Below are 20,231 nucleotides of genomic sequence, written 5' to 3'. Positions count from 1 at the left end.
GGGGGCGGGCTCACCCGCCAACGCCCTTCTTGCAAGTGACTCAACCCTCAGAAAAAGCTGCGCTGGGCCTTCAGCGTGACCATGCTGTCGCAGGTGTTGTTGATGCCTGAATAGGCATCGCAGCCGCTGCCCGAGAGGTTGGAGTTGCTCCAGGTGAGGTTGAGGTCGACACCCCGCCAGGGGCGCGAGAACTTCAGCGACCAGTCACTGAAGCCATCGACCCGGCTGCCGTCACCGATGGTGTAGGGCGTGCTGAACTGATGGTGGGCGACTTTCACGCTGAGATCGACACCGAACAGCGGCAGCCGCCCGAGGTTGGCGAACAGCGTGCCGGTGCGGTTGCTCGGTTTGTCATTGAACGCCCCGCCGATCCGCCGACCCAGCAACGACAGACCGCCATACAGGGCGTAGCTATTGTTCGCCGCCAGGGTCGGGTAGCTGTAGTGAATCACTCCCACCTCATAACCCAGATCACCGCTCAGCGGTTGCTTGTAGCCGAAGTAGTTGTCGAGCTTGAGGGTCGAGGACTTGGTCAGGCCCATGCTCGGTGCGTACTGGCCGAAGTACAGGCCATTGGCGTGGCTCAGGTCGACGCCGCCATGGAAGGTGCCCACCGCGCTCGGCGAGATCAGCCCTTCGGCCATGCTGCGGGTCGGGGTGGTGGCGAGCTTGAAATCGAAGTCGCCCAGTTCGCGCTGGATTTGCTGGGCCTGCACCAGCGGGCTCAGCAGCAAGGCTGCGCCGAGCAGCCAGAAAGGCCGTAAAACGATCATCGGGGAAGCGGCTCCTTTGCGGGAGTGGCCTAGGATAACGGCCCATCGGCGATAGGCAAACCCTTGAGCTTGAGCGGTCGGCGATTTTTGGACGAAATGCGGGGGAGGAGGTCGCGCTGGTGTTGGAGTCGGCGCTCAGCGTTGATCCGGCGGGATTGGGACTGCTGCGCAGTCCATGGGCCGCAGGGCGGCCCGTGGTCAACGCTGCGGATCAGTCGATACGCGGGTGCTGCTGCGCCAGGGTGGCGCGCTTGGCTTCGAGCTCGGCGATCTGCTCGTCGATGTCCTCGATCTTCTGCTCGATGGTGTCGTGGTGCTCTTGCAGCAGCTCGCGGGCTTCCTCGATGTCCGAGGCGGCCGGTGCAGCGCCACGCAGCGGCTTGTTGGCGGTTTCCTTCATGGTCACGGCGGTGATGAAGCCGATCACGGCGATGGTCATCAGGTAGTAGGCCGGCATGAACAGGTTGTTGGTGGTTTCCACCAGCCAGGCGGCGACGGTTGGGGTGACACCGGCGATCAGCACCGAGATGTTGAAGGCACTGGCCAAGGCGCTGTAGCGAATGTGCGTCGGGAACATGGCCGGCAAGGTCGAGGCCATTACGCCGATGAAGAAGTTCAGCAGGATGGCCAGCATCAGCAAACCGGCAAAGATCAGCCCGGTGCTGCCGCTGGTGATCATGTGGAAGGCCGGAATGGCCAGCACGAACAGGCCGATGCTGCCGGTCAGAATGAACGGACGACGGCCAAACTTATCGCTGAGGAAACCGATCACCGGCTGCACGAAGAGCATGCCGACCATGATCGCGATGATGATCAGCACCCCATTGCTTTCGCTGTATTGCAGGTTGTGGGTGAGGTAGCTGGGCATGTAGGTGAGCAGCATGTAGTAGGTGACGTTGGTCGCGATGACCACACCGATACAGGTCAGCAGGCTACGCCAGTGCTTGGTGGCGATCTCTTTGAACGACACTTTCGGGCCAGATGCCAGGCCGTCACGGTCGCCCTGTTCCAGGCTCTCGACATGCTGCTGGAAAGCCGGGGTTTCTTCGGCGGCATGTCGCAGGTACAGGCCGATCACACCCAGTGGCAGGGCCAGCAGGAACGGCAGGCGCCAGCCCCATTCGAAGAACTGCTCTTCGGTCACCACGCTCTGGATCAGCACCACCAGGCCTGCGCCCATCACGAAGCCGGCAATCGAACCAAAGTCCAGCCAGCTACCCAGGAAGCCGCGGCGGCGGTCCGGAGCGTACTCGGCGACGAAGATCGAGGCGCCGGTGTATTCGCCGCCGACCGAGAAGCCCTGGGCCATCTTCGCCAGCAACAGCAGGATCGGCGCCCAGATGCCTATCGATTCATACGAGGGGATGATGCCGATGGCGAAGGTGCTCAGCGACATGATGATGATGGTCGCGGCCAGCACTTTCTGTCGTCCGAGGCGGTCGCCGATGGCGCCGAATACCACCCCGCCCAGCGGGCGCAGCAGGAACGGCACGGAGAAGGTGGCCAGCGCTGCGATCATCTGCACGCTGGGGTCGGCGTTGGGGAAGAACACCTTGCCGAGGACGAAGGCGACGAAGCCATAGACGCCGAAGTCGAACCATTCCATGGCGTTGCCCAGCGCCGCGGCGGAGATGGCTTTGCGCATCTTCACATCGTCGACGATGGTGATGTCCTTGAGCCCGATCGGGCTGACCTTCTTCTTGCGTGATTTCATACCGTTCTCTTCCTTTTACGTGCCGGGCTCGATCGAGCAGCGACTACCAGATGTGCTGGCCAGAGGCCCGGGTCTAAGGGGTGAGATACAATTGGACACTAAATAATTCAGCGGTTTGTCGATTTTTTTCCACGCCAGGCGCGCAGCACCGCTCGCCCGAGCAAGTTATTCCCCGCTGTGAGAGGATGGGCGTCCATCCAGACATGGCCGCCCGGACAGGCCCCTATAAGCAGAGCTGATGAAGACGCCAAAACGAATTGAACCGCTGATCGAGGACGGCCTGGTCGACGAGGTCCTGCGCCCGTTGATGAGTGGAAAGGAAGCTGCCGTGTATGTCGTGCGCTGCGGCAATCAGGTGCGCTGCGCCAAGGTCTACAAGGAGGCCAGCAAACGCAGCTTCCGCCAGGCCGCGCAGTATCAGGAAGGCCGCAAGGTGCGCAACAGTCGCCAGGCCAGGGCCATGAGCAATGGCTCCAAGTACGGCCGCCGCGAGGCCGAGCAAGCCTGGCAGAACGCTGAAGTGGCGGCGCTGTTCCGCCTGGCCAGTGCCGGGGTCCGGGTGCCCAAGCCCTACGACTTTCTCGATGGCGTGTTGCTCATGGAGCTGGTGGTCGATGGCAACGGCGACGCCGCGCCACGGCTCAACGACGTTCATCTTGAGGCCGACCAGGCCCGTGACTATCACGCCTTCGTCATCCAGCAGATCGTGCTGATGCTCTGCGCAGGCCTGGTCCACGGCGACCTGTCCGAGTTCAACGTGCTGCTGGGGCCCGATGGCCCGGTGATCATCGACTTGCCGCAGGCGGTGGATGCTGCCGGCAACAACCATGCCTTCAGCATGCTCGAGCGTGATGTCGGCAATATGCGTGATTACTTCGCCCAGTTCGCCCCGGAGCTCAAGGCCACGCGCTACGCCCGCGAGATGTGGGCGTTGTACCAGGCCGGCGAGTTGCGTCCTGATTCTGCGCTGACCGGGCAGTTCGCCGATGACGACCACGACGCCGATGTAGACGGGGTGCTGCGCGAAATCGACGCTGCCCGCGCCGACGACGCGCGGCGCCGCGCCGCCCGCGAAGAAGCCGAAAACGGCCCGAGCAAGGGCGAAGAGCCGCCACCACCGTGGTTGCAGTGACCGCGCAGGCGCACAGGTTGGCCCGCGCCCTGCGATAAAGATGGAACCCGCTTGCCAGGCGCATTGCCAACTGTCTCGTGAATGCATTTTTTGATCGCGAACAGGAGGCACGCATGCCCAGTGCAGATGGCAAGATCCGCTACGGCGTAGTCGGCGGGGGCTCGATTTCCCAGGGGGCGTTCATGCCCGGCGTCGCTCAGACCGACAACTCGGTGATGACCGCGTTGGTCACCGGTGATCCGCAAAAAGCCGACCAGCTCGCCCAGCGCTACGGCCTCAAGGCCTATGCCTACGAGCAGTTCGACGAGCTGCTGGCGGCCGATGTGGTCGATGCGCTGTATGTGGCGACGCCCAACTTCCGCCACCGCGAGTTCGTCGTGCCGGCGCTCGAAGCCGGCATCCACGTGCTGTTGGAAAAACCCATGGCCAGCACCGAAGAGGACTGCCAGGCCATGCTCGAGGCGGCGCGCCGCTCCGGCGCCAAGCTGATGATCGCTTACCGCCTGCACAGCGAGCCGGGCACCCTGGACATGATCGAGCGTGTCCAGGCTGGCGATTTCGGCGATCCACGGCTGTTCACCTCGACCTTCACCCAGACCGTCAAACCGAGCAACCACCGCGCCCAGGACGGCTTCGCCGCAGGCCCGGTACTGGACATGGGGCCGTATCCGCTGAACATGGTGCGGCAACTGTTCAACGCCGAGCCCATCGAGGTGATGGCCATGGGCGTGCGCAGCCCGGACAGCGCCATCAATACCTGGGACACCGTGACCGTCAGCCTGCGTTTCGCCGATGAGCGCCTGGCCCAGTTCACCGTCAGCTACACATTGCCCGACGCCGAGCGCTTCACCTTGCTGGGTAGCGAAGGGCTGATCGATGCCTCACCGTGCTTTGGCTATGGCGAAGGTGTGGCGATCAAGTATCACGCGGAACTGGAAGGCGACAACCGCGTGCATGTCAGCCCGGTGGTCGATCAGTTCGCTGGCGAGACCGCGTACTTTTCCGACTGCATCCTGCGCAACCAGGCGCCGGAGCCCGATGGCGAGGAGGGCTGGCGCGACGTGCGGGTGATCATGGCCATCGAGCGCGCACTCGAGACCGGCACGGCGCAAACCCTCGAGCCGCTGCCAGCACGTGCGCATGCCAAGCGCGAGCAGCGCCGCGCCTTCACCCTGGCGCCACGCCCGGCGTACATCAACACCGAATCGCCGACGCAATGAAGCGCTGATGCAGTCAACGTTCCCCTGAACACAGCAAAGGCTGAGGAGGCACCATGCCCAACCCCACACCAGACGATCAACGCACAGGCTGCGGCTCCGACACCTCCGGTGAACAGCCCCGCGACAACGATGCCCAGCGTCCGGATCATGCGCGCGACGGCGAGCATGAGTCGACCGCGCAAGACACCGGTCGCCGTCAGGGGCGCGTCAATTCCGAAAGCCTGGGCCACTGAACAGCCGCTATCTGCCTTGCTCCTTGGCGGTAGGGCAGTACCGCTGGTGACATGTAACTGAATCTTTGCGGACCGACCGGCTCTACCGCTCGTCAAACCATGTAGACGCAGGTCCGACCTGCAGGAGCCGAGTCGTGTCCCAGATCATCACGCCTTCTACCCCCGAGCACGAGATAGAAGCGCGCAACGCCCAGATGTTCGGCAATCTCAAGGAGCGGCTGGACTTCTACCGCAATGAAATCCAGTACGAAACCAGCATCCTTGCCAACCGTACCGATGCGTACTTGGCCGCGCAGTCGTTTCTGGTGATTGCCTTCGTCTCGGCCATGGGCAACCTCAACCCCGAGTGGGGCAAGATGTTCACCATGATCGTGCCGGCCTTCCTGGCCCTGCTCGGCGTACTCAGCTCGCTCAACGCCTGGCCAGGCATCCGCGCGGCTTACAAGATCATCGATCACTGGCAGCTCAAGCAAAGCCACCTGCTGCGCGGCCAGCCGATGATGGGCCTGATGTACGACGAGGCGCCGCTGTTCAGCGAAGCGGAAACCTCGCGCGCCGGGCACAAGAAGTCGTTGCTGTTCTCACTGCGTACACCGTGGATCTTCCTGGGGTTCTGGGTGCTGCTGGGCGCCTATGCCGTGTACATCCAGGTGGCGTGAAGCGCAGGGCGGACCAGCGGGTCCGAGAAAAGCTGAACCCTGCCGACGCGCGTTCAGTCACAACGAGTGCTACTTCACTCAATGGAACGACGCCCAAGGAGTTACACCATGAACAGCAAATTGAAAGCCGGTATCTGCGGTGTACTGTTCGCCTTCGCCAGCCATGCAGCATTCGCCGCCGAGCCTGCCGACTTCGTCGATGAGGCCTCTGCCAAGGGCATTGCAGAGATCGAAGCGGGCAAGCTGGCGCTGCAGAAAAGCCAGTCGGCAGACGTCAAGAGCTTCGCCCAGATGATGATCGACGATCACACCAAGGCCAACCAGACGCTCAGGGGCATCGCCCAGCAGAAAGGCCTGAAAGTGGCCACCGATGCCGAGTTGCTGGACAAGGCCAAGAAGCTGATTCTCGACATCCGTGAAGAATCGTTCGATCGCTCGTACGCCAACAATCAGGTCAACGCCCACGAGAAAACCATCGAGCTGTTCAACGAAGAGGTCAAGGATGGCAAGGATGCCGAGCTGAAGGCGTTTGCCAGCGAAACTCTGCCAAAGCTTGAAAAACACCTGGAAGAAGCGCGCAAACTGGCCGCTGCCCATGGTGGTGATGCCAAGCAGTGAGGGCTGAGCGGTAAGCTGCGAGCGGTCAGCAGTGAGCAGTTCTGAAGAAACGCCGGTGGCGCATGGCCCCGGCGTTTTTCATGGCTCCAGCGAGCGGACAGTGAATACCGTGATGGAATGTTCAGCTGCCAGCGTATGACCTCCCTACACGTTACCCGTTATCCGCCCAGCCGCTCGACAATCCAGTCTACGAATACACGGACACGCGCATTCAACTGCTTGTTCGATGGGTAGATGACTGAAATGGGGACCGTTGAGCAGGTGTGTTTTTCAAGTATCGGCACGAGCGCACCAGACTCAAAAAGCCGAGCTGCCACACAAGCGAACGTCTGTCCTATTCCCGCTCCATTCGAGATCATATTGATATGGCTGGCACTGTCATTCGAGGCGATATCAAAGCGGGAGATGAGTTGCTCACCCCCTCGCTTGCGAAAGCGCAATGGCCACACCTCACCATTCGAGGCACTGAAATACCCTACGATCTGGTGGCGATCGAGATCAGCCGGCGATGAAGGTGTACCGTGTTGCATCAAGTACTCAGGGCTTGCACACGTCATCAATCTGTCGATGAACAGTGTCTTTGCAACTAAAGAAGAATCCGCCAACTGTCCAGCGCGTATTACGCAGTCGACGCCCTCTTCGATCAGATTGACAGGGCGGTCGCTGACTCCCAGTGCTACCTGGATATGGGGATGACGTGCTCTGAACTCTTTCAGCACCGGTATCAGGAGCAGTTGTGCCAGTGACGAGTGCAGGTCGACCCGTAGCCTGCCGCGCGAGGCTGCGCCCATGTCTCTTAGTTCAGCCTCGGCCTCGTCCAGCCGAGCAACCAACTGCGTAACCTTGCGGTAATACTCGGCGCCCTCCGTGGTGAGGGCAACGGTGCGTGTCGTTCGCTGCAGCAGTTTCGTACCGAGGTGCTGTTCCAGCTCCTGTACGGCCTTGCTGACGGATGAACGAGGCATACCCAAGTGGGCAGCCGCTTTGGTGAACGACCGCGTCTCAACGATCCGTTGGAAGGTGCGAATTGCTGTCAGGTGATCCATTCGGTGATTCTAACCGGGCGTGATTCATTGTCCACGGCTGTGGATTATGTAGCCGCATTCTGCGGGATTATCTTTGTCACGCGGGACGTTAGTCTTCGGTCAACTTTCAGGAGATTTCAGATGACAGAGCTGACCCGCGCACAGGCTTACCTTCTTCTCGAGCGGTACGGTAATCAGGTGAAACCTGAAAAGCTCATCATGACGCCAACGGTCGAAGCGATGCTTCGCCACAAGTCTGTCCGTACATTCTTATCCCAAGCGCTGCCTGACGGAGCGATCGAGACGATGGTCGCAGTTGCACAGTCGGCGTCCACATCCTCGGCTCTGAATCAATGGAGTGTGGTGGCTGTCACGGATGAGGCCTTGAAGACAGAGATCCACGACACAGTCGCTCGGGAGGTGAAGGTCGATCGTATCCCATGGATGTTGGAAGCTCCCGCACTTCTGTTATGGGTGGCAGATACCTCACGTTCGGCAGCCATGACTCGCGACCAAGGTGGCGACCCATTCGTCCTGAATTATCTGGACTCTTTTTTGATGGCGTCCGTGGACGCCACCCTGGCTGCTCAAAATGCCGCACTCGCGGCTGAGTCGATAGGGTTGGGTATTGTCTATCTGGGAGTCATGCGAAACATTGCCAAAGAGCTGGCCGGCATCATCAACCTGCCTGAATATGCTTTCGTCACCTTTGGCATGGTTGTTGGGCATCCTGACCCAAACCGCACAAGTGCCATACGTCCTCGTCCTGCACAGCCGGTAGTGCTACATCACAATCGCTACGACCGAGATGGCTACCGCGACTACGTAGAAGGCTATGAAGAGGCCTGCCAGGATTTCCGTAACCAACAGAACATGTCGCCCAAGACCTGGAAGGGTGCGCTTCATCATTCAATGACAAGCATGGAGTACATGGGAGGGCGTAAAAGTCTGCGTGCGATGGTGCAGGAAAAAGGCTTCGAACTGCTTTAAGCGATGGCTGTTGTTCGCGCGACGGCGCGATGACGACTCAGCGAATGCGCACGCAGGTGCAACCCTCGTGCATGCGCAGGATGACGCTAACAAGGCGCTGCTCGTCGTACTGCCCCGCGACCGGTTTTGCTGCACGACGTGCAGGCCTGCGTACCGTTCAGCGTCGGCAGCGACTCAGCGCGACACCTGTCGCCACACCGACCAGTAGCGCCGCGCCGGCTGCGGCCAGCACTTGGACGGTGGTGGAGGCCGGGCAGGGGTGGGATTTGGCCTGGTCTTGTTGCTGGGCGGACGCCTGGTCAGGTTCTGGCTGCGTTGGCTGTTCTGCGTCTTCGTCACTGGCTAAGCCTGCGGCTTGCGCGGGGGCAGGGTCCTGGGCTGTATCCTCGCCGGCAGGCTCGTCGTCGGCCTTGACCGCCACCTCGACCTCCAGCGGCGTCAGTTTCAGCAGCGTGCCGTCTACCAGCGTCAGCCTCAGTTCGCTGATGTCACCGGCATGGCGCTCGGCGAACTCTGGCTCGCCGCTGGCCTGTACCCGGTCGTAGATAAAGCGCTGGCCCTCCAGCCAGCCGACGGCGGTGAGCAGATCGGCCTCGAGAAAGTACTTGCCATCGAGGAAGAAACCGTCGAAGGCATGCGCGCCCTCGCGTTGCTCGATCTGGTAGCGCTCGCCAGGCTTCATGCCCGTGGCGGGGTCGATCAGGCTGTGGCTTTGTGGTGTTTCAGGCGTATTCATGGTCGGCTCCCAATGTGCCCGCGGCGGCCCCTGGTACCAGGATCACCTTGCGGCAGTCGTCTTGTTTTTTGTCGAACAGCTGGTAACCCAGTGGCGCTTCTTCCAGGGCCAGGCGGTGGGTGATGATCAGCTCCGGTTGCAGGCGCCCGGCCTCGATGTGTTCGAGCAGTTCAGGCAGGAAGCGCTGTACGTGGGTCTGGCCCATCTTGAAGGTCAGGCCTTTGTCGAAGGCATCGCCGAAGAGAAAACCGTGGATGAACCCGGCATAGACCCCCGGCACACTGACCACGCCGCCGCGGCGCACGGCGGCGATGCACTGGCGCAGGGCCTTGCCGCTGCTGCTTTCCAGCTTCAGCGCGGTGAGCACGGTTTCGGTGGTGCTGCCCTTGGCTTCGAAGCCCACGGCATCGACCACGGCATCGACGCCGCGCATGCCGGGGGTGTGGCGGATGATGGTGTCGGCCGGGTCATCATCCTGCTCGAAGTTGATCGGCATCACGTCATAGGCCTGGCGGGCGTAGGCCAGGCGATAGTCGTTGTCATCGACCATGAAGATGCGCTCGGCGCCAAGCATGCGGGCACAGGCCGCAGTGAGCAGGCCCACCGGCCCGGCGCCGTAGATGGCAAGGCTCGAGCCCTTGCCGATCTCGGCGTTGCGCACCGCTTGCCAGGCCGTGGGCAGAATGTCGGAAAGAAACAGCACTTTGTCATCGGTCAGCGTGCCCGGCACCTTGAACGGCCCGACATTGGCCTTGGGCACGCGCACGTAATCGGCCTGGCCGCCGGGGATGCCGCCGTACAGGTGGCTGTAGCCGAACAGCGCCGCACCAGGCGGAATGCCCTTCTTGTTCAGCAGTGCGCCGCGCCCGGTGTTGGTGGTTTCGCAGGCTGCGAACTGGTCGAGGGCGCAGAAAAAGCAACTGCCGCAGGCGATGACGAAAGGAATCACCACGCGGTCGCCGACCGCCACCTCGCTGACCTCGCGACCGACCTCTTCAACCACGCCCATGAATTCATGGCCGAAGATGTCGCCGCTTTCGGTCTGTGGAATCTTGCCGTGGTAAAGGTGCAGGTCCGAGCCGCAGATCGCCGTGGCGGTGACCCGCAGGATGATGTCGTCAGGTGCTTCGAGGATCGGATCAGGGACGGTATCGACCCTGACATCGGTGGCGCCGTGGTAGGTCAGTGCTCGCATAGGGCGTGATTCCTGCTAAGGCGGTCGGAAGTGACCTCTTAGCAGAGGAAGCCATGCAAGCCCTCAAAGTTCAGGTGAAATGGGCCAGCGGTGCAGTTGCAGCGCTCAATCGCGACCACCCTTGGCGATCCAGGCGCGGTAGTCGGCAACCAGGGTATCGGGCAGCGCCGGCAGCTGGCCCTCGGCGTGCTCGAGTTCGGCCTCGCTGCGCAGGCGCTCGGCGAGCCAGGTCACCAGCAGCAGGCGTGAGGTGGGGCAGGGAGTGATGGCATCGAGTGCATCGGCCACGCGGCCTAGCCGCTCGATGCTCTGTTCGAGCTGGGTGATCGGGTTCATGGCGCCAGAGCCTCGCTGGGGGCGGTCGATGGGAGTGCGGGCAGGCGCAGGGTGAAGGTGGTACCGGCTGCCTCGCTGGAGTCCACGGTGATCTCGCCACCGTGGGCGTTGACGATTTCCTTGACGATGAACAGGCCCAGGCCAACCGAGCGCACGCCGGCGCTGCGTTCGCTGGCGCGGGTCATGGGTTCGAACAGGCGCGGAATCACCGGCGCCGGAATGGCGCTGCCGTGGTTGTGCACGGTGAACGTGGTGAACGCTGCGCTGACGTCGCTGGTGAGGGTGATCGGGTGGCGCAGGTCGCCGTAGGTTGCGCCATTGGCCACCAGGTTGCCCAGCGCCTGATAAAGGCGATCCGGGTCGAGAATGACCGTGCCGCGGTTGCGCCCAAGGTAGCGCACGTGCGCCTGGGGAAAGGCCACGCGCCACTCGGCCACACTGTCGGCGACCAGGTCGTGAAGGATCACCGGGCGCCGGCGGATGCTGATGCCATGGCCGATGCGCACCGAGGCGAGATCGAGCAGGTCGGCGATCATGCGCTGCGCGCGCTCGCACGAAACCTGGATGTTGTCCACCAGTTGCTGCTCGCGGGCACTGCGTTCGCCGCGCGCCAGCAGGCCGCTGGCCATCTTGATGGCGGTCAGCGGATTCTTCAGGTCGTGACTGGCGATGGCCACCATCTGTTCGGCGAACGATGCCCGGCGCTGGGCCTGACGGTAGGCGACGGCAAGCTCGGCCTTGGCCTGTTGCAAGGCCAGTTCGGCGCTGCTGCGTTCGGCCAGCAGCTGCTCGGCACGCTTGCGCGCGGCGAGCAGTTCGCGTTCGTAGCGATCGCGCTCGACCAGACCGAACAGGGCCAGCTCGTAGCACACGCCTTGCTCATGCTCGCGGCGAATGCCGTTGAGCAGCAAAGTCAGCAGGCGCCCGTCGCGGTGCAGCAGATCGAGCTTGACCTCGGCGACCGAGCCTTGCATGCGCATCAGCGGCGCCCAGTGGGTCTGGTGGAAGATCCGCCCGCCCATGGTCAGCAGGTTCTGGAAGCGCTGGCCGATCAGGCTCTGCGCCTGATGACCGATCCACTCGGCGAAGGTCTGGTTACTGCGAAGGATGGTGCCGTCTTCCTGGGTCACCACCAGGCCGCAGGGCGCCCGCTCGAACAGCGCTTCGGCGCCCGGCAGCAGCTCAAGGCTGTGCATGCTGGCCCAGGCGTTCGCCGAGGAAGGCGTCGATCGCCTCGGTACAGGCGCTGGGCGCACTCATGTGCGGACAGTGGCCGATGTTGGGCACCAGGCTCAGCTGGCTGTTGGGCATGTGCTGCTTGAGGTACTCGCCCACGGCCAGTGGCGCGATCAGATCGTCGCTCGATTGCAGGATCAGGGTAGGGGTCTGTAACCCGGCGACGTCCTCGCGATTGTCGGAGAGGAAGGTGACGCGGGCGAACTGGCGGGCGATCTCCGGGTCGGTGCGGCAGAAGCTGTTGGTCAGCTCTTCACTCAGTTCCGGCTCGCCGGGAGCGCCCATGATCACCGGGGCCATGGTGCTCGACCAGCCCAGGTAGTTGCTGTCCAGGGTATCGAGCAGCGACTGGATATCGGCTTCCTTGAAGCCGCCGACATAGCCTTGGGCATCGTCGATGTAGCAGGGCGAGGGGCCGATCATCACCTGCGCCGCGATGCGCCCGCTGCACTGGCGGTCGGCGAGCACGCCGATCATCGCACTGACCGAATGGCCGATCAGCACCACAGGGCCTTGGCCGTAGTGGTCGATCAACTGGTTGAGGTCGCTGGCGTAGCCCGACAAGGTGTCGTACTTGTCGCGGTCATAGGCGCTCAGGTCAGAGGCACCGGCGCCTACCAGGTCGTAACTGATGGTGCGCCAGCGCTGTTCGAAGTGCGGCAGGAGAAACCGCCACATCGACTGGTCGCAACCAAAGCCATGGGAAAAGATCAGGGTGCACGCGCCGTTGCCGCGCACTCGCACGTTGTTACGCCGTTGTAAATCCATGTGGATTCCAAAACGCAAATGGATTGAAGGGCACTACAGACTCGGGCGAGCCTGCCTCAAATCACCACCGTTGGGAACTGCCGCGCAGCAATCTCGTTCAGGCCGCCGGACGGTAGGCCGCACGACGCGCCAGCTGCAACTCGATGACCTCGTAGAACTGATCCATCGACCACGGCTTGGGCAGAAACAGCGCACCCTCCGGCAACGGCGCGTTCAGACCGCCATGGTAGCCACTCATCACCACCAGGCCCATGTCCGGCGCGCGCGCCTGGGCGCGCCAGGCCAGTTGCAGGCCGTCGAGCTCACCGGGGGTCTGCACGTCTGTCAGCAGCAGCGACCAGGGCGCCAGCTCGAGTGCTGCCAGGCCTTCATCGGCGGTTTCCACTGCCTTGACAGTGGCGCCGAGATCTTCCAGGGCGAACACGATCAGATCACGAATCATCTGTTCGTCTTCGACCAGCAGAATGTGCGGCGCGTAGGCAGGGGAGGTGGGTTCGGTCATCGCTGGGACTCTTGGTGCGGTTACATGCGGAAGGTCCGAGACGCGCCTGGCGTTTGGACACCTCCTCCGATTTCGCTGTGACATCACGCTATTGCAGGAATTCCATCGTCCCGCGGCGCGGCACCGGTAACAGGTGCCACGCGCGCAGGTGAATCACGCCAGGGCCTCGGCGATCGCCTGGTTGAACGCCGGCAGGTCATCCGGGGTACGCGAGGTGATCAGGTGCCAGCCGTTGGCCTTGCATTCCTTGACCTCGGCGTCTACCCACTGACCCTTGGCGTTGACCAGGTCGGTCTTGACGCTGGGGTAGGAGGTCAGGGTCTTGCCTTCGATCACGCCGGCATCGATCAACGCCCATGGCCCGTGGCAAATCGCCGCAACCACCTTGCCCGCGTCGGCGAAGGCCTTGATCAGGCGCAGGGCATCGGCGTCCTGGCGCAGGTTGTCGGCGTTGACCGTGCCGCCGGGAATGACCAGCGCCTGGTAGTCGTCGGCCTTGACCTCGGACAGCTTGGCGTTGGCGGTGACGGTGCGGTCTTTTTCAGTGTCTTGCAGGAAGGTCTGCACCTCGGCGCCCTTGATCGAGGCGTGGGTAACGCTGGCGCCGTGTTCGGCCAGAGCCTTGAGTGGGGAAAGCAACTCGTCGCGTTCGATGCCGGTGTCCGAGGTGATGATCAGAACGCGTTTGCCTGTCAGTGATGAGCTCATGGTTTCTCCAGTAACAGTGGATCATGAAGCCGCCTGTGCTCGATGGTTGTGAGGCAGGGGCAATGACGTGCCCTGTGGTTGATCAGCCCAGGCGGCGAAAGGTTTAAATTTCTTTACCCGAAGCGTGCATCGGGCAGCCACCGCGTGGTTCATGAATGGGGCAGCCGTTGTGCTCGCTACGGAAGTTGGCGGACATTTCATAGGCCGGCTTGCGCGAGCGCATCACCCCGCCCAACGGACGGTGGGCGGCCAGGCCATGCCAGGGGCTGAAGGCCATGCCGTCGTCGATCTGCCGCACCTTGTCGTCCGACCAGCTGAGCTGCACCGGCACTTCCAGGCGGGCCACGGTGACGTAGGGGCTAAGGTCTTCCGGCCACTCTACCGAGGCATCCTCGATGGGCATTTTTTCCAGGTCGGTGGCCAGCTGCACGCGGATTTCCCAAGTGCCGCTCTGCTGCTGGAAGAAGTCGCTGACCGCGACGCGCAGACCGTCAGGGTTGCCCTCGAAGTCAAGGTGCTGGTCGGTGAGTTCGGTGAGCTGCGGCGCCACCGGCACCACCGCCACCTTGGCGTAGTACGAGCCGTACAGCACCGGCACCACGGTGGAGAAGCTTTCGCCCAGCAGGTGGGTCTGCGGGTGGCCACCCAAGCTCTTGATCGTGCCGCTTTCGATACCGACCGCTTCGAGCGTGGCTTCGACACCGCGCAGCACGGCCGACATGACCTTCTTGCTGCCAGGCGCCTTGTCGGTGGTCTTGGCCAGCAGCTTGAGAGTCTTGAGAAAGTCCTTGGGCGTCGCTGCGGTGAAGGCCTTGGCGTTCTGCATGACGAAGTCCTGGGTCTGCTCGCCCTCGCTGCCGGGCAGGCGCGGGCCTTCCACGCCGACTATCTTCAGCGCCAGGCCGCGCGGGGTCGAGACCTTGTCATCGAGAATGTCGCCGGGGTTGGTCGACAGGCGCAGGTAGGCCGGGTAGCGCCCAGGGCGGGCGAACGCACCTTGGGCCAGGGCCGGCGGCAGGTTGTCGAGGACGATGACTTCGCCTTGCAACAGGCCGTGGCCCTTGGCATGCACGCTGCGATCAGAGTGACCACGGTGCTCGTAGGTGGTCTGCATGATCGAGCGCAGGGTTTCGACCAGCTCCTGGCTGGTCTGGGCCTCGTCGTCAGGAACCTGTTCGAAACTCGACTGGAAGGGCAAGGGGGTACGGCTTGGTTGGTCGCTCATGGGCTATCTCCGCTCGGCTGGGTGCTCGCAGGCACGGTCCGGGCCGTGCTTCTTTGGGTGCGAGTAAATAGATGAGCTGAGCGCGCAGACCGAGGTTCAGGGCGCCGCGTGCAACTGCCGACCGGCGGCGGCAGTGGGCGCATGGACGGCGCTTCGTGGCGCTCAGCGCGCTTGAACTTTCGCGCCTGGCGGTGCTTCGAACCTTGCATACCCCGTGATCCGTCGCCCAGGTGCAGTCCATGTCGCTCATTCATCCCCATCCGCACTACAAGCCCTATCAATCGGCCGCAGGCGGCTGGGGATCGGCCCGCTCGGTGATGCACATTCTCTGGCATGAGCAGGCGCTGACCAGCGCCACGCCCGCGCTGTTCAAGCAGAACAAGCCCAAGGGCTTTGCCTGTGTCAGCTGCGCCTGGGCCAAGCCCGGCAACCCCCATGCGCTGGAATTCTGTGAAAACGGCGCCAAGGCCACGGCTTGGGAAGTTACCCGGCTGCGCACCGGCCCTGAGTTCTTCGCCCGGCACAGCCTCAGCGAGCTGCGCGGCTGGACCGACAACGCGCTGGAGCAGCACGGAAGGCTGACCCACCCGCTGCGTTATGACCCTGCCAGCGACCGCTACCATGAGACCACCTGGGCCGAGGCGTATGCCGGCATCGCTCGGCAGCTCAAGGCGCTGGCGCCTGAGCAGGTGGTGTTCTACGCCTCGGGGCGAGCGTCGCTGGAGGCGTCGTTCATGTACCAGCTGTTCGCCCGCGCCTATGGCAACAACAACCTGCCGGACAGCTCCAACATGTGCCACGAGAGCACTTCGGTGGGCTTGCAGGAAAGCATCGGCGTGCCGGTCGGCACCGTGACCCTGGAAGACTTCGAACACACCGACTGTATTTTTTTCTTCGGCCAGAACGTGGGCAGCAATAGCCCACGCATGCTTCATCCGTTGCAGGAGGCGCGCAAGCGTCAGGTGCCGATCATCACCTTCAACCCGCTGCGTGAACGTGGCCTTGAGCGCTTCGTCAACCCGCAGTCGCCGGTGGAGATGATTGGCCCGGAGTCGACGGTGATCAGCACCCAGTATCACCAGGTGAAGATCGGCGGCGACCTGGCAGCGGTCACCGGCATCATCAAGGCGGTGCTGGCGCTGGAAGCACAGCGCGGGGAGGTGCTCGACCACGGCTTCATCGCCGAGCACACCGACGGCATCGACAGCCTGCGTGCGCTGGTCGACAGCCAGTCGTGGGACAGCCTGGAGCGCCACAGTGGCCTTACCCGCAGCGCTCTCGAAGCTGCCGCCACGGTGTATGCGCGAAGCCAGCGGGTGATGGTGATCTTCGGCATGGGCATCACTCAGCACCGCAAGGGCGTGGACGCCGTGCAGATGCTGGTCAACCTGCTGCTGCTGCGCGGCAACATCGGCCGGCCAGGGGCGGGCATCTGCCCGGTACGTGGCCACTCTAACGTGCAGGGCCAGCGCACCGTGGGCATTACCGAAGACCCGGCCAAGGTGCCGGCCGACAAGCTGCTGGAGCTGTTCAACATCCGCGTGCCCGAGCGCAAGGGGCTGGCCACGGTGGACACCTGCGAAGGCATTCTCGACGGTTCGGTCAAGGCCTTCATCGGCATGGGCGGCAATTTTCTGCGAGCGATTCCCGACACCGACCGCATGGAACCGGCCTGGGCCGGCCTGGCGCTGAACGTTCAGGTGGCGACCAAGCTCAACCGCACGCACCTGGTGCCGGGCCAGCACACCTGGCTGCTGCCGTGCCTGGGGCATATCGAGATCGACCGCCAGGAGGGCGTCGAGCAGGTCTACAGCACCGAAGACAGCACCGGCGTGATGCGTGCCTGGCAGGGCACCACCGAGCCTGCCAGTGAGCATTTGCGCTCGGAGGTGGCGATCATCGCGGGGCTGGCCGAGCACACCCTGGGCAGCGAGTGCCAGGTGCCGTGGGACGCCTGGCGTCATGACTACGCACTGATTCGCGCCGCCATCAGCGCCACCTACCCTGAGATCTTCCATGACATGGAAACCCGCATGTGGCAGCACGGCGGTTTCCACCGCCCGCTCGGCGCCAGCCAGCGGCAATGGCACACCGACACCGGCAAGGCGCGCTTCATTGCCCCGCACAGCCTCGAAGAAGACCCGGACAGTCGTGTCGACCCAAGCCGGCGCGACGTGCTGAACCTGATGACGCTGCGCAGCAACGACCAGTTCAACACCACCATCTATGGCTATGAAGACCGTTTTCGCGGGGTCAGCGGCACCCGCAGCGTGCTGTTTCTCAACCGCAATGACGTGCTGCGTCTGGGCTTCGCCGCGGGCGACTGGGTCAGCGTACGCACCGCCATCGAGCCTGAGGTGCGCCGCGAGGTCGGCCCGTTGCAGATCCTGGTCTACGACATTCCTGAGGGCTGCGCGGCCGGCTATTACCCTGAGTGCAACCCGCTGGTGCCGCTGTGGCACCACGCCGAGCGCAGCAAGGTGCCAGCGGCCAAGTCGATCCCGGTGACCTTGCACCGCGCCGAACCTAGCCGGGAAGATCTGGCCTATGCCCTGGATGAGGCGGATCAGGTGCGTTGAGCGGTCGATGCAGGTTTCGCGGCAAGGCTGTTCGCGGCTTCAGCCGCGAAAAACCCTCCAGGGGACTGATCGAAACCGGCAATAAATATACCCACTACCCCCCAGAACGTTCCTCCAGGACCCCGGGTCTATCCTGAAAATCACCCCCTGGATGCCCACCCATCATGCAGCAGCGCGATCAGCGTTCCCTCGATTGGCTCAACTTCTTTTTGGCCGACGTGCGCGACGGTCTCGGCCCGTATTTGGCCATCTACCTGTTGGCGGTGCACAAGTGGGAACCGGCCAGCATTGGTTTGGTAATGAGTCTGGCCGGCATCACCGCGCTGCTGACCCAGACGCCCGCCGGCGCGCTGATCGACCGCACCACCGCCAAGCGCGCCGTGGTGGTGATCGCCGCGCTATTGGTCACCGGCAGTTGCCTGCTGTTGCCGTGGCTGACCTCGTTCACCTGGGTGGCGGTGACGCAAACCGTCAGCGCCGTGGCAGGCTCGGTGTTCGCGCCCGCGATTGCCGCCATTTCCCTGGGCATCACCGGGCCCAAGGCCTTCACCCGGCGCACCGGGCGCAATGAAACCTTCAACCATGCCGGCAACGCCTTCTCGGCGCTGCTCGCAGGTGGCCTGGCCTGGCTGTACGGCCCGGTAGTGGTGTTCTACCTGATGGCGGCGATGACCATCGGCAGTATCGTCGCGGTGAGCCTGGTGCGCAGCCAAGCCATCGACCACGACGTCGCCCGCGGCTTCACCCCGAGCGCAGGCGACCATGCCCAGGCCTCGGGCCTGCGCGTACTGCTCGGCAACCGACCGCTGCTGATTTTCGCGGTGTGCTGCGCCCTGTTTCACCTGGCCAACGCGGCAATGCTGCCGCTGGTGAGCCAGAAGCTTTCGCAGGTCAACCTGCAACTGGCCACCCCGCTGACCTCGGCCTGCATCGTTGCGGCGCAGTTGGTGATGGTGCCGGTGGCGATGCTGGTGGGGCTTAAGGCCGATGTGTGGGGACGCAAGCCGCTGCTGCTGGTGGGCTTTTTGATTCTGCCGCTGCGTGGCGCGCTGTACGTGCTGTCGGACAACCCGTTCTGGCTGGTGGGCGTGCAACTGCTCGACGGCATCGGCGCCGGGGTGATCGGCGCGATGTTCCCGGTGGTGGTCAAGGACCTCACCCAAGGCACCGGCCGCTTCAATGTCAGCCTGGGCGCCTTGTCGACCGCATTCGGCCTGGGCGCTGCGCTGAGTCCCGGCCTGGCCGGGCTGGTGGTGCAGAGCGAAGGCTACAACGCCGCCTTCCTGACCCTGGCGGCGATTGCCGCGGCGGCGTTCTGCCTGCTCTGGCTGGGCATGCCGGAAACCCGCAACTACACCGGCGATCTGGACGATAAACCGGCAGCCTCGATGGCTCCGGCGCAGTAGCCGCAGTGACTCAGCCGCCTGCGAGCGCGCGGCGGCTCAACAGGCATAGCAGCGAAAGCCCCGCCGCCAGCGCCCAGAAGGCGCTGTGCAGCGAGGTCAGCTCGGCCAGATGACCGATGAACCCCGGCCCCAGCAGTACCCCCAGATAGCCCAGGGTCGCCACCGCGCTCAGGCTGCTGGCAGCGGCCATGCGCGTTTGCCTGAGCGCGGCGCGAAACAGCACCGGCACGGCGTTGGCAAGGCCCAGCCCTGCCAGGGCAAAGCCCAGCAGTGCGCCGTTCAATGGCAAGCATTGCGCCAGCACCAGCCCCAGCAGCGCCAGCAGGCCACCGCCCAGCAGCAGGGCCAGGTCGCCCAAGTGGCGCGCCAGGCGGTCGCCCAGTAGCCGCGCCGCGGCCATGCTCAGGGTGAACAGGCTGTAGGCGATGCCCGCCGAGGCCAGGCTGACTTTGTGGGCGTCGTGTAGGTACAGCGCGCTCCAGTCGAGCATCGCGCCTTCGACCAACAGACAGACGAATGCCAGCAGGGCGATGATCGCCACCACCCCCCGCGGCCATCTGAACGCCGCATCGTCGAGGGTTTCCAGCTCACGCAACTGATGCCGGTAAGCCAGCGCCAGCAGCGTCAGCGCCAGTACCGCTGCGGTGCTGGCAGCCTGCAACGGCGAGGCGCCCTGGCGCAGCAACAGCGTCACTCCGGCGGCGCCGGCAAAGGCGCCGACGCTGAACAGCCCGTGGAAACCCGACATCAAGGGCCGTTCGGCGGCTTTCTCGACGATGGCTGCTTGCAGGTTCATGCAAATATCGCCGACCCCCAGGCACGCTCCGAACACCAGCAGCGCGACGCCGAACGCAACGGGCGAATCGAGCACCGCCAGCAGCACCAGCGTGGCGCTGAAGCACAATCCGGCCAACTGCATCACTCGGCGCAGGCCCAGCGCACGTGCCAGGCGCCCGGCGAAGGGCATGCTCAGCAGCGAACCGAGGCCGATGCATAGCAGCATACTGCCAAAGGCGCCGTCGCCCAGTTGCAGGCGCTGCTTGGCATAGGCCACCAGCGGAGCCCAGGCCGCCATGGTCAGGCCGAGGGTGAAGAAGGTCAGGCGCGTGGCGCGCAGGTAAGGCTTGGAGCCATAGGCGGTGGGCATGGGCAGTCGGTCTGTCGATGGGGTAGGGC

Annotated in this window: 20 protein-coding genes; 8 read left to right on the top strand and 12 right to left on the bottom strand. The window is 63.7% G+C overall.

The annotated features are described in order from the left end of the window. Positions 1-47: 47 nt before the first annotated feature. Both H618_RS0106390 and proP read right to left on the bottom strand, forming a co-directional pair. On the bottom strand, positions 48-773 hold the full coding sequence (locus H618_RS0106390; RefSeq protein ID WP_033727515.1) for a TorF family putative porin: 726 nt from the start codon (positions 771-773) through the stop codon (positions 48-50). 211 nt (positions 774-984) lie between these two features. Further along, positions 985-2,487 carry a glycine betaine/L-proline transporter ProP gene (gene proP, locus H618_RS0106385; RefSeq protein WP_028694287.1) on the bottom strand — a complete coding sequence of 501 codons (1,503 nt, stop codon included), beginning with the start codon at positions 2,485-2,487 and terminating at the stop codon, positions 985-987. A gap of 238 nt (positions 2,488-2,725) precedes the next feature. Between proP and H618_RS0106380 the strand changes: the two genes are divergently transcribed. The 5 genes from H618_RS0106380 to H618_RS0106360 all read left to right on the top strand — a co-directional run bounded on the left by H618_RS0106380 (position 2,726) and on the right by H618_RS0106360 (position 6,349). After that, positions 2,726-3,619 (top strand): PA4780 family RIO1-like protein kinase, encoded by an 894-nt coding sequence (locus tag H618_RS0106380; protein WP_028694286.1) that lies wholly within the window; start codon positions 2,726-2,728, stop codon positions 3,617-3,619. A gap of 113 nt (positions 3,620-3,732) precedes the next feature. Then, positions 3,733-4,839, top strand: a complete 1,107-nt coding sequence (locus H618_RS0106375; protein ID WP_028694285.1) for a Gfo/Idh/MocA family protein — start codon at positions 3,733-3,735, stop codon at positions 4,837-4,839. Positions 4,840-4,892: 53 nt separating this feature from the next. Beyond that, positions 4,893-5,072, top strand: a complete 180-nt coding sequence (locus H618_RS21340; protein ID WP_033727514.1) for a hypothetical protein — start codon at positions 4,893-4,895, stop codon at positions 5,070-5,072. Positions 5,073-5,206: 134 nt separating this feature from the next. Further along, a complete protein-coding gene (locus H618_RS0106365; protein ID WP_028694284.1) occupies positions 5,207-5,731 on the top strand; it encodes a hypothetical protein in 525 nt (174 codons plus the stop codon). 108 nt (positions 5,732-5,839) lie between these two features. Then, entirely contained in the window at positions 5,840-6,349 is a 510-nt protein-coding gene (locus H618_RS0106360) for a DUF4142 domain-containing protein (RefSeq protein ID WP_028694283.1), read from the top strand. 158 nt (positions 6,350-6,507) lie between these two features. Here H618_RS0106360 and H618_RS0106355 read toward each other — a convergent pair whose 3' ends face one another. After that, on the bottom strand, positions 6,508-7,395 hold the full coding sequence (locus tag H618_RS0106355; protein ID WP_028694282.1) for a LysR family transcriptional regulator: 888 nt from the start codon (positions 7,393-7,395) through the stop codon (positions 6,508-6,510). Between the two features lie 120 nt (positions 7,396-7,515). On the opposite strand from H618_RS0106355, the gene H618_RS0106350 reads away from it, so the two are divergent. After that, positions 7,516-8,364: a nitroreductase family protein gene (locus tag H618_RS0106350; protein ID WP_028694281.1), complete on the top strand. Its 849-nt coding sequence runs from the start codon at positions 7,516-7,518 to the stop codon at positions 8,362-8,364. Positions 8,365-8,521: 157 nt separating this feature from the next. On the opposite strand, the gene H618_RS0106345 is transcribed toward H618_RS0106350, so the two are convergent. The 8 genes from H618_RS0106345 to H618_RS21330 form a co-directional block, all read right to left on the bottom strand. After that, positions 8,522-9,100 carry a hypothetical protein gene (locus H618_RS0106345; protein WP_050577226.1) on the bottom strand — a complete coding sequence of 193 codons (579 nt, stop codon included), beginning with the start codon at positions 9,098-9,100 and terminating at the stop codon, positions 8,522-8,524. After that, positions 9,087-10,295, bottom strand: a complete 1,209-nt coding sequence (locus tag H618_RS0106340) for a zinc-dependent alcohol dehydrogenase (protein ID WP_028694279.1) — start codon at positions 10,293-10,295, stop codon at positions 9,087-9,089. The genes H618_RS0106345 and H618_RS0106340 overlap by 14 nt, the downstream gene beginning before the upstream one ends. A 105-nt stretch (positions 10,296-10,400) precedes the next feature. Then, positions 10,401-10,631, bottom strand: coding sequence for a hypothetical protein (locus H618_RS0106335; protein ID WP_028694278.1), 231 nt, complete (start codon positions 10,629-10,631; stop codon positions 10,401-10,403). After that, on the bottom strand, positions 10,628-11,827 hold the full coding sequence (locus tag H618_RS21335) for a PAS domain-containing sensor histidine kinase (RefSeq protein ID WP_050577225.1): 1,200 nt from the start codon (positions 11,825-11,827) through the stop codon (positions 10,628-10,630). Before H618_RS21335 ends, H618_RS0106335 begins: the two co-directional genes overlap by 4 nt. Continuing rightward, a complete protein-coding gene (locus tag H618_RS0106325) occupies positions 11,814-12,635 on the bottom strand; it encodes an alpha/beta fold hydrolase (RefSeq protein ID WP_028694277.1) in 822 nt (273 codons plus the stop codon). Before H618_RS0106325 ends, H618_RS21335 begins: the two co-directional genes overlap by 14 nt. 97 nt (positions 12,636-12,732) lie before the next feature. Further along, the gene (locus tag H618_RS0106320) at positions 12,733-13,137 is read right to left on the bottom strand and encodes a response regulator (RefSeq protein WP_028694276.1); all 405 of its coding nucleotides are present in this window, start codon (positions 13,135-13,137) and stop codon (positions 12,733-12,735) included. Positions 13,138-13,290: 153 nt separating this feature from the next. Further along, positions 13,291-13,845, bottom strand: a complete 555-nt coding sequence (locus tag H618_RS0106315) for a type 1 glutamine amidotransferase domain-containing protein (RefSeq protein WP_028694275.1) — start codon at positions 13,843-13,845, stop codon at positions 13,291-13,293. Between the two features lie 103 nt (positions 13,846-13,948). After that, a complete protein-coding gene (locus tag H618_RS21330; RefSeq protein WP_050577224.1) occupies positions 13,949-15,070 on the bottom strand; it encodes a catalase family protein in 1,122 nt (373 codons plus the stop codon). Positions 15,071-15,309: 239 nt separating this feature from the next. On the opposite strand from H618_RS21330, the gene H618_RS0106305 reads away from it, so the two are divergent. Together H618_RS0106305 and H618_RS21325 are read left to right on the top strand one after the other, a co-directional pair. Then, positions 15,310-17,649 (top strand): FdhF/YdeP family oxidoreductase, encoded by a 2,340-nt coding sequence (locus tag H618_RS0106305; protein WP_028694274.1) that lies wholly within the window; start codon positions 15,310-15,312, stop codon positions 17,647-17,649. 164 nt (positions 17,650-17,813) lie between these two features. Further along, entirely contained in the window at positions 17,814-19,055 is a 1,242-nt protein-coding gene (locus tag H618_RS21325) for an MFS transporter (RefSeq protein WP_050577223.1), read from the top strand. A 10-nt stretch (positions 19,056-19,065) separates the two neighbouring features. Here H618_RS21325 and H618_RS0106295 read toward each other — a convergent pair whose 3' ends face one another. Beyond that, positions 19,066-20,202, bottom strand: a complete 1,137-nt coding sequence (locus H618_RS0106295; protein WP_028694273.1) for an MFS transporter — start codon at positions 20,200-20,202, stop codon at positions 19,066-19,068. Positions 20,203-20,231: the final 29 nt, after the last annotated feature.

This window comes from Pseudomonas cremoricolorata DSM 17059 = NBRC 16634, assembly GCF_000425745.1.
Taxonomy (GTDB): Bacteria; Pseudomonadota; Gammaproteobacteria; order Pseudomonadales; family Pseudomonadaceae; genus Aquipseudomonas; species Aquipseudomonas cremoricolorata.
Note: the sequence above shows the minus strand (reverse complement) of the source record. Positions and strands in the feature narration are given on the sequence as shown.

What these genes read in the sequence shown, in the direction of transcription:
- H618_RS0106390 (WP_033727515.1), bottom strand. Translation starts at nt 773, where the DNA reads ATGATCGTTTTACGGCCTTTCTGGCTGCTCGGCGCAGCCTTGCTGCTG.
- proP (WP_028694287.1), bottom strand. Translation starts at nt 2,487, where the DNA reads ATGAAATCACGCAAGAAGAAGGTCAGCCCGATCGGGCTCAAGGACATC.
- H618_RS0106380 (WP_028694286.1), top strand. Translation starts at nt 2,726, where the DNA reads ATGAAGACGCCAAAACGAATTGAACCGCTGATCGAGGACGGCCTGGTC.
- H618_RS0106375 (WP_028694285.1), top strand. Translation starts at nt 3,733, where the DNA reads ATGCCCAGTGCAGATGGCAAGATCCGCTACGGCGTAGTCGGCGGGGGC.
- H618_RS21340 (WP_033727514.1), top strand. Translation starts at nt 4,893, where the DNA reads ATGCCCAACCCCACACCAGACGATCAACGCACAGGCTGCGGCTCCGAC.
- H618_RS0106360 (WP_028694283.1), top strand. Translation starts at nt 5,840, where the DNA reads ATGAACAGCAAATTGAAAGCCGGTATCTGCGGTGTACTGTTCGCCTTC.
- H618_RS0106355 (WP_028694282.1), bottom strand. Translation starts at nt 7,395, where the DNA reads ATGGATCACCTGACAGCAATTCGCACCTTCCAACGGATCGTTGAGACG.
- H618_RS0106350 (WP_028694281.1), top strand. Translation starts at nt 7,516, where the DNA reads ATGACAGAGCTGACCCGCGCACAGGCTTACCTTCTTCTCGAGCGGTAC.
- H618_RS0106345 (WP_050577226.1), bottom strand. Translation starts at nt 9,100, where the DNA reads ATGAATACGCCTGAAACACCACAAAGCCACAGCCTGATCGACCCCGCC.
- H618_RS0106340 (WP_028694279.1), bottom strand. Translation starts at nt 10,295, where the DNA reads ATGCGAGCACTGACCTACCACGGCGCCACCGATGTCAGGGTCGATACC.
- H618_RS0106335 (WP_028694278.1), bottom strand. Translation starts at nt 10,631, where the DNA reads ATGAACCCGATCACCCAGCTCGAACAGAGCATCGAGCGGCTAGGCCGC.
- H618_RS21335 (WP_050577225.1), bottom strand. Translation starts at nt 11,827, where the DNA reads ATGCACAGCCTTGAGCTGCTGCCGGGCGCCGAAGCGCTGTTCGAGCGG.
- H618_RS0106325 (WP_028694277.1), bottom strand. Translation starts at nt 12,635, where the DNA reads ATGGATTTACAACGGCGTAACAACGTGCGAGTGCGCGGCAACGGCGCG.
- H618_RS0106320 (WP_028694276.1), bottom strand. Translation starts at nt 13,137, where the DNA reads ATGACCGAACCCACCTCCCCTGCCTACGCGCCGCACATTCTGCTGGTC.
- H618_RS0106315 (WP_028694275.1), bottom strand. Translation starts at nt 13,845, where the DNA reads ATGAGCTCATCACTGACAGGCAAACGCGTTCTGATCATCACCTCGGAC.
- H618_RS21330 (WP_050577224.1), bottom strand. Translation starts at nt 15,070, where the DNA reads ATGAGCGACCAACCAAGCCGTACCCCCTTGCCCTTCCAGTCGAGTTTC.
- H618_RS0106305 (WP_028694274.1), top strand. Translation starts at nt 15,310, where the DNA reads ATGTCGCTCATTCATCCCCATCCGCACTACAAGCCCTATCAATCGGCC.
- H618_RS21325 (WP_050577223.1), top strand. Translation starts at nt 17,814, where the DNA reads ATGCAGCAGCGCGATCAGCGTTCCCTCGATTGGCTCAACTTCTTTTTG.
- H618_RS0106295 (WP_028694273.1), bottom strand. Translation starts at nt 20,202, where the DNA reads ATGCCCACCGCCTATGGCTCCAAGCCTTACCTGCGCGCCACGCGCCTG.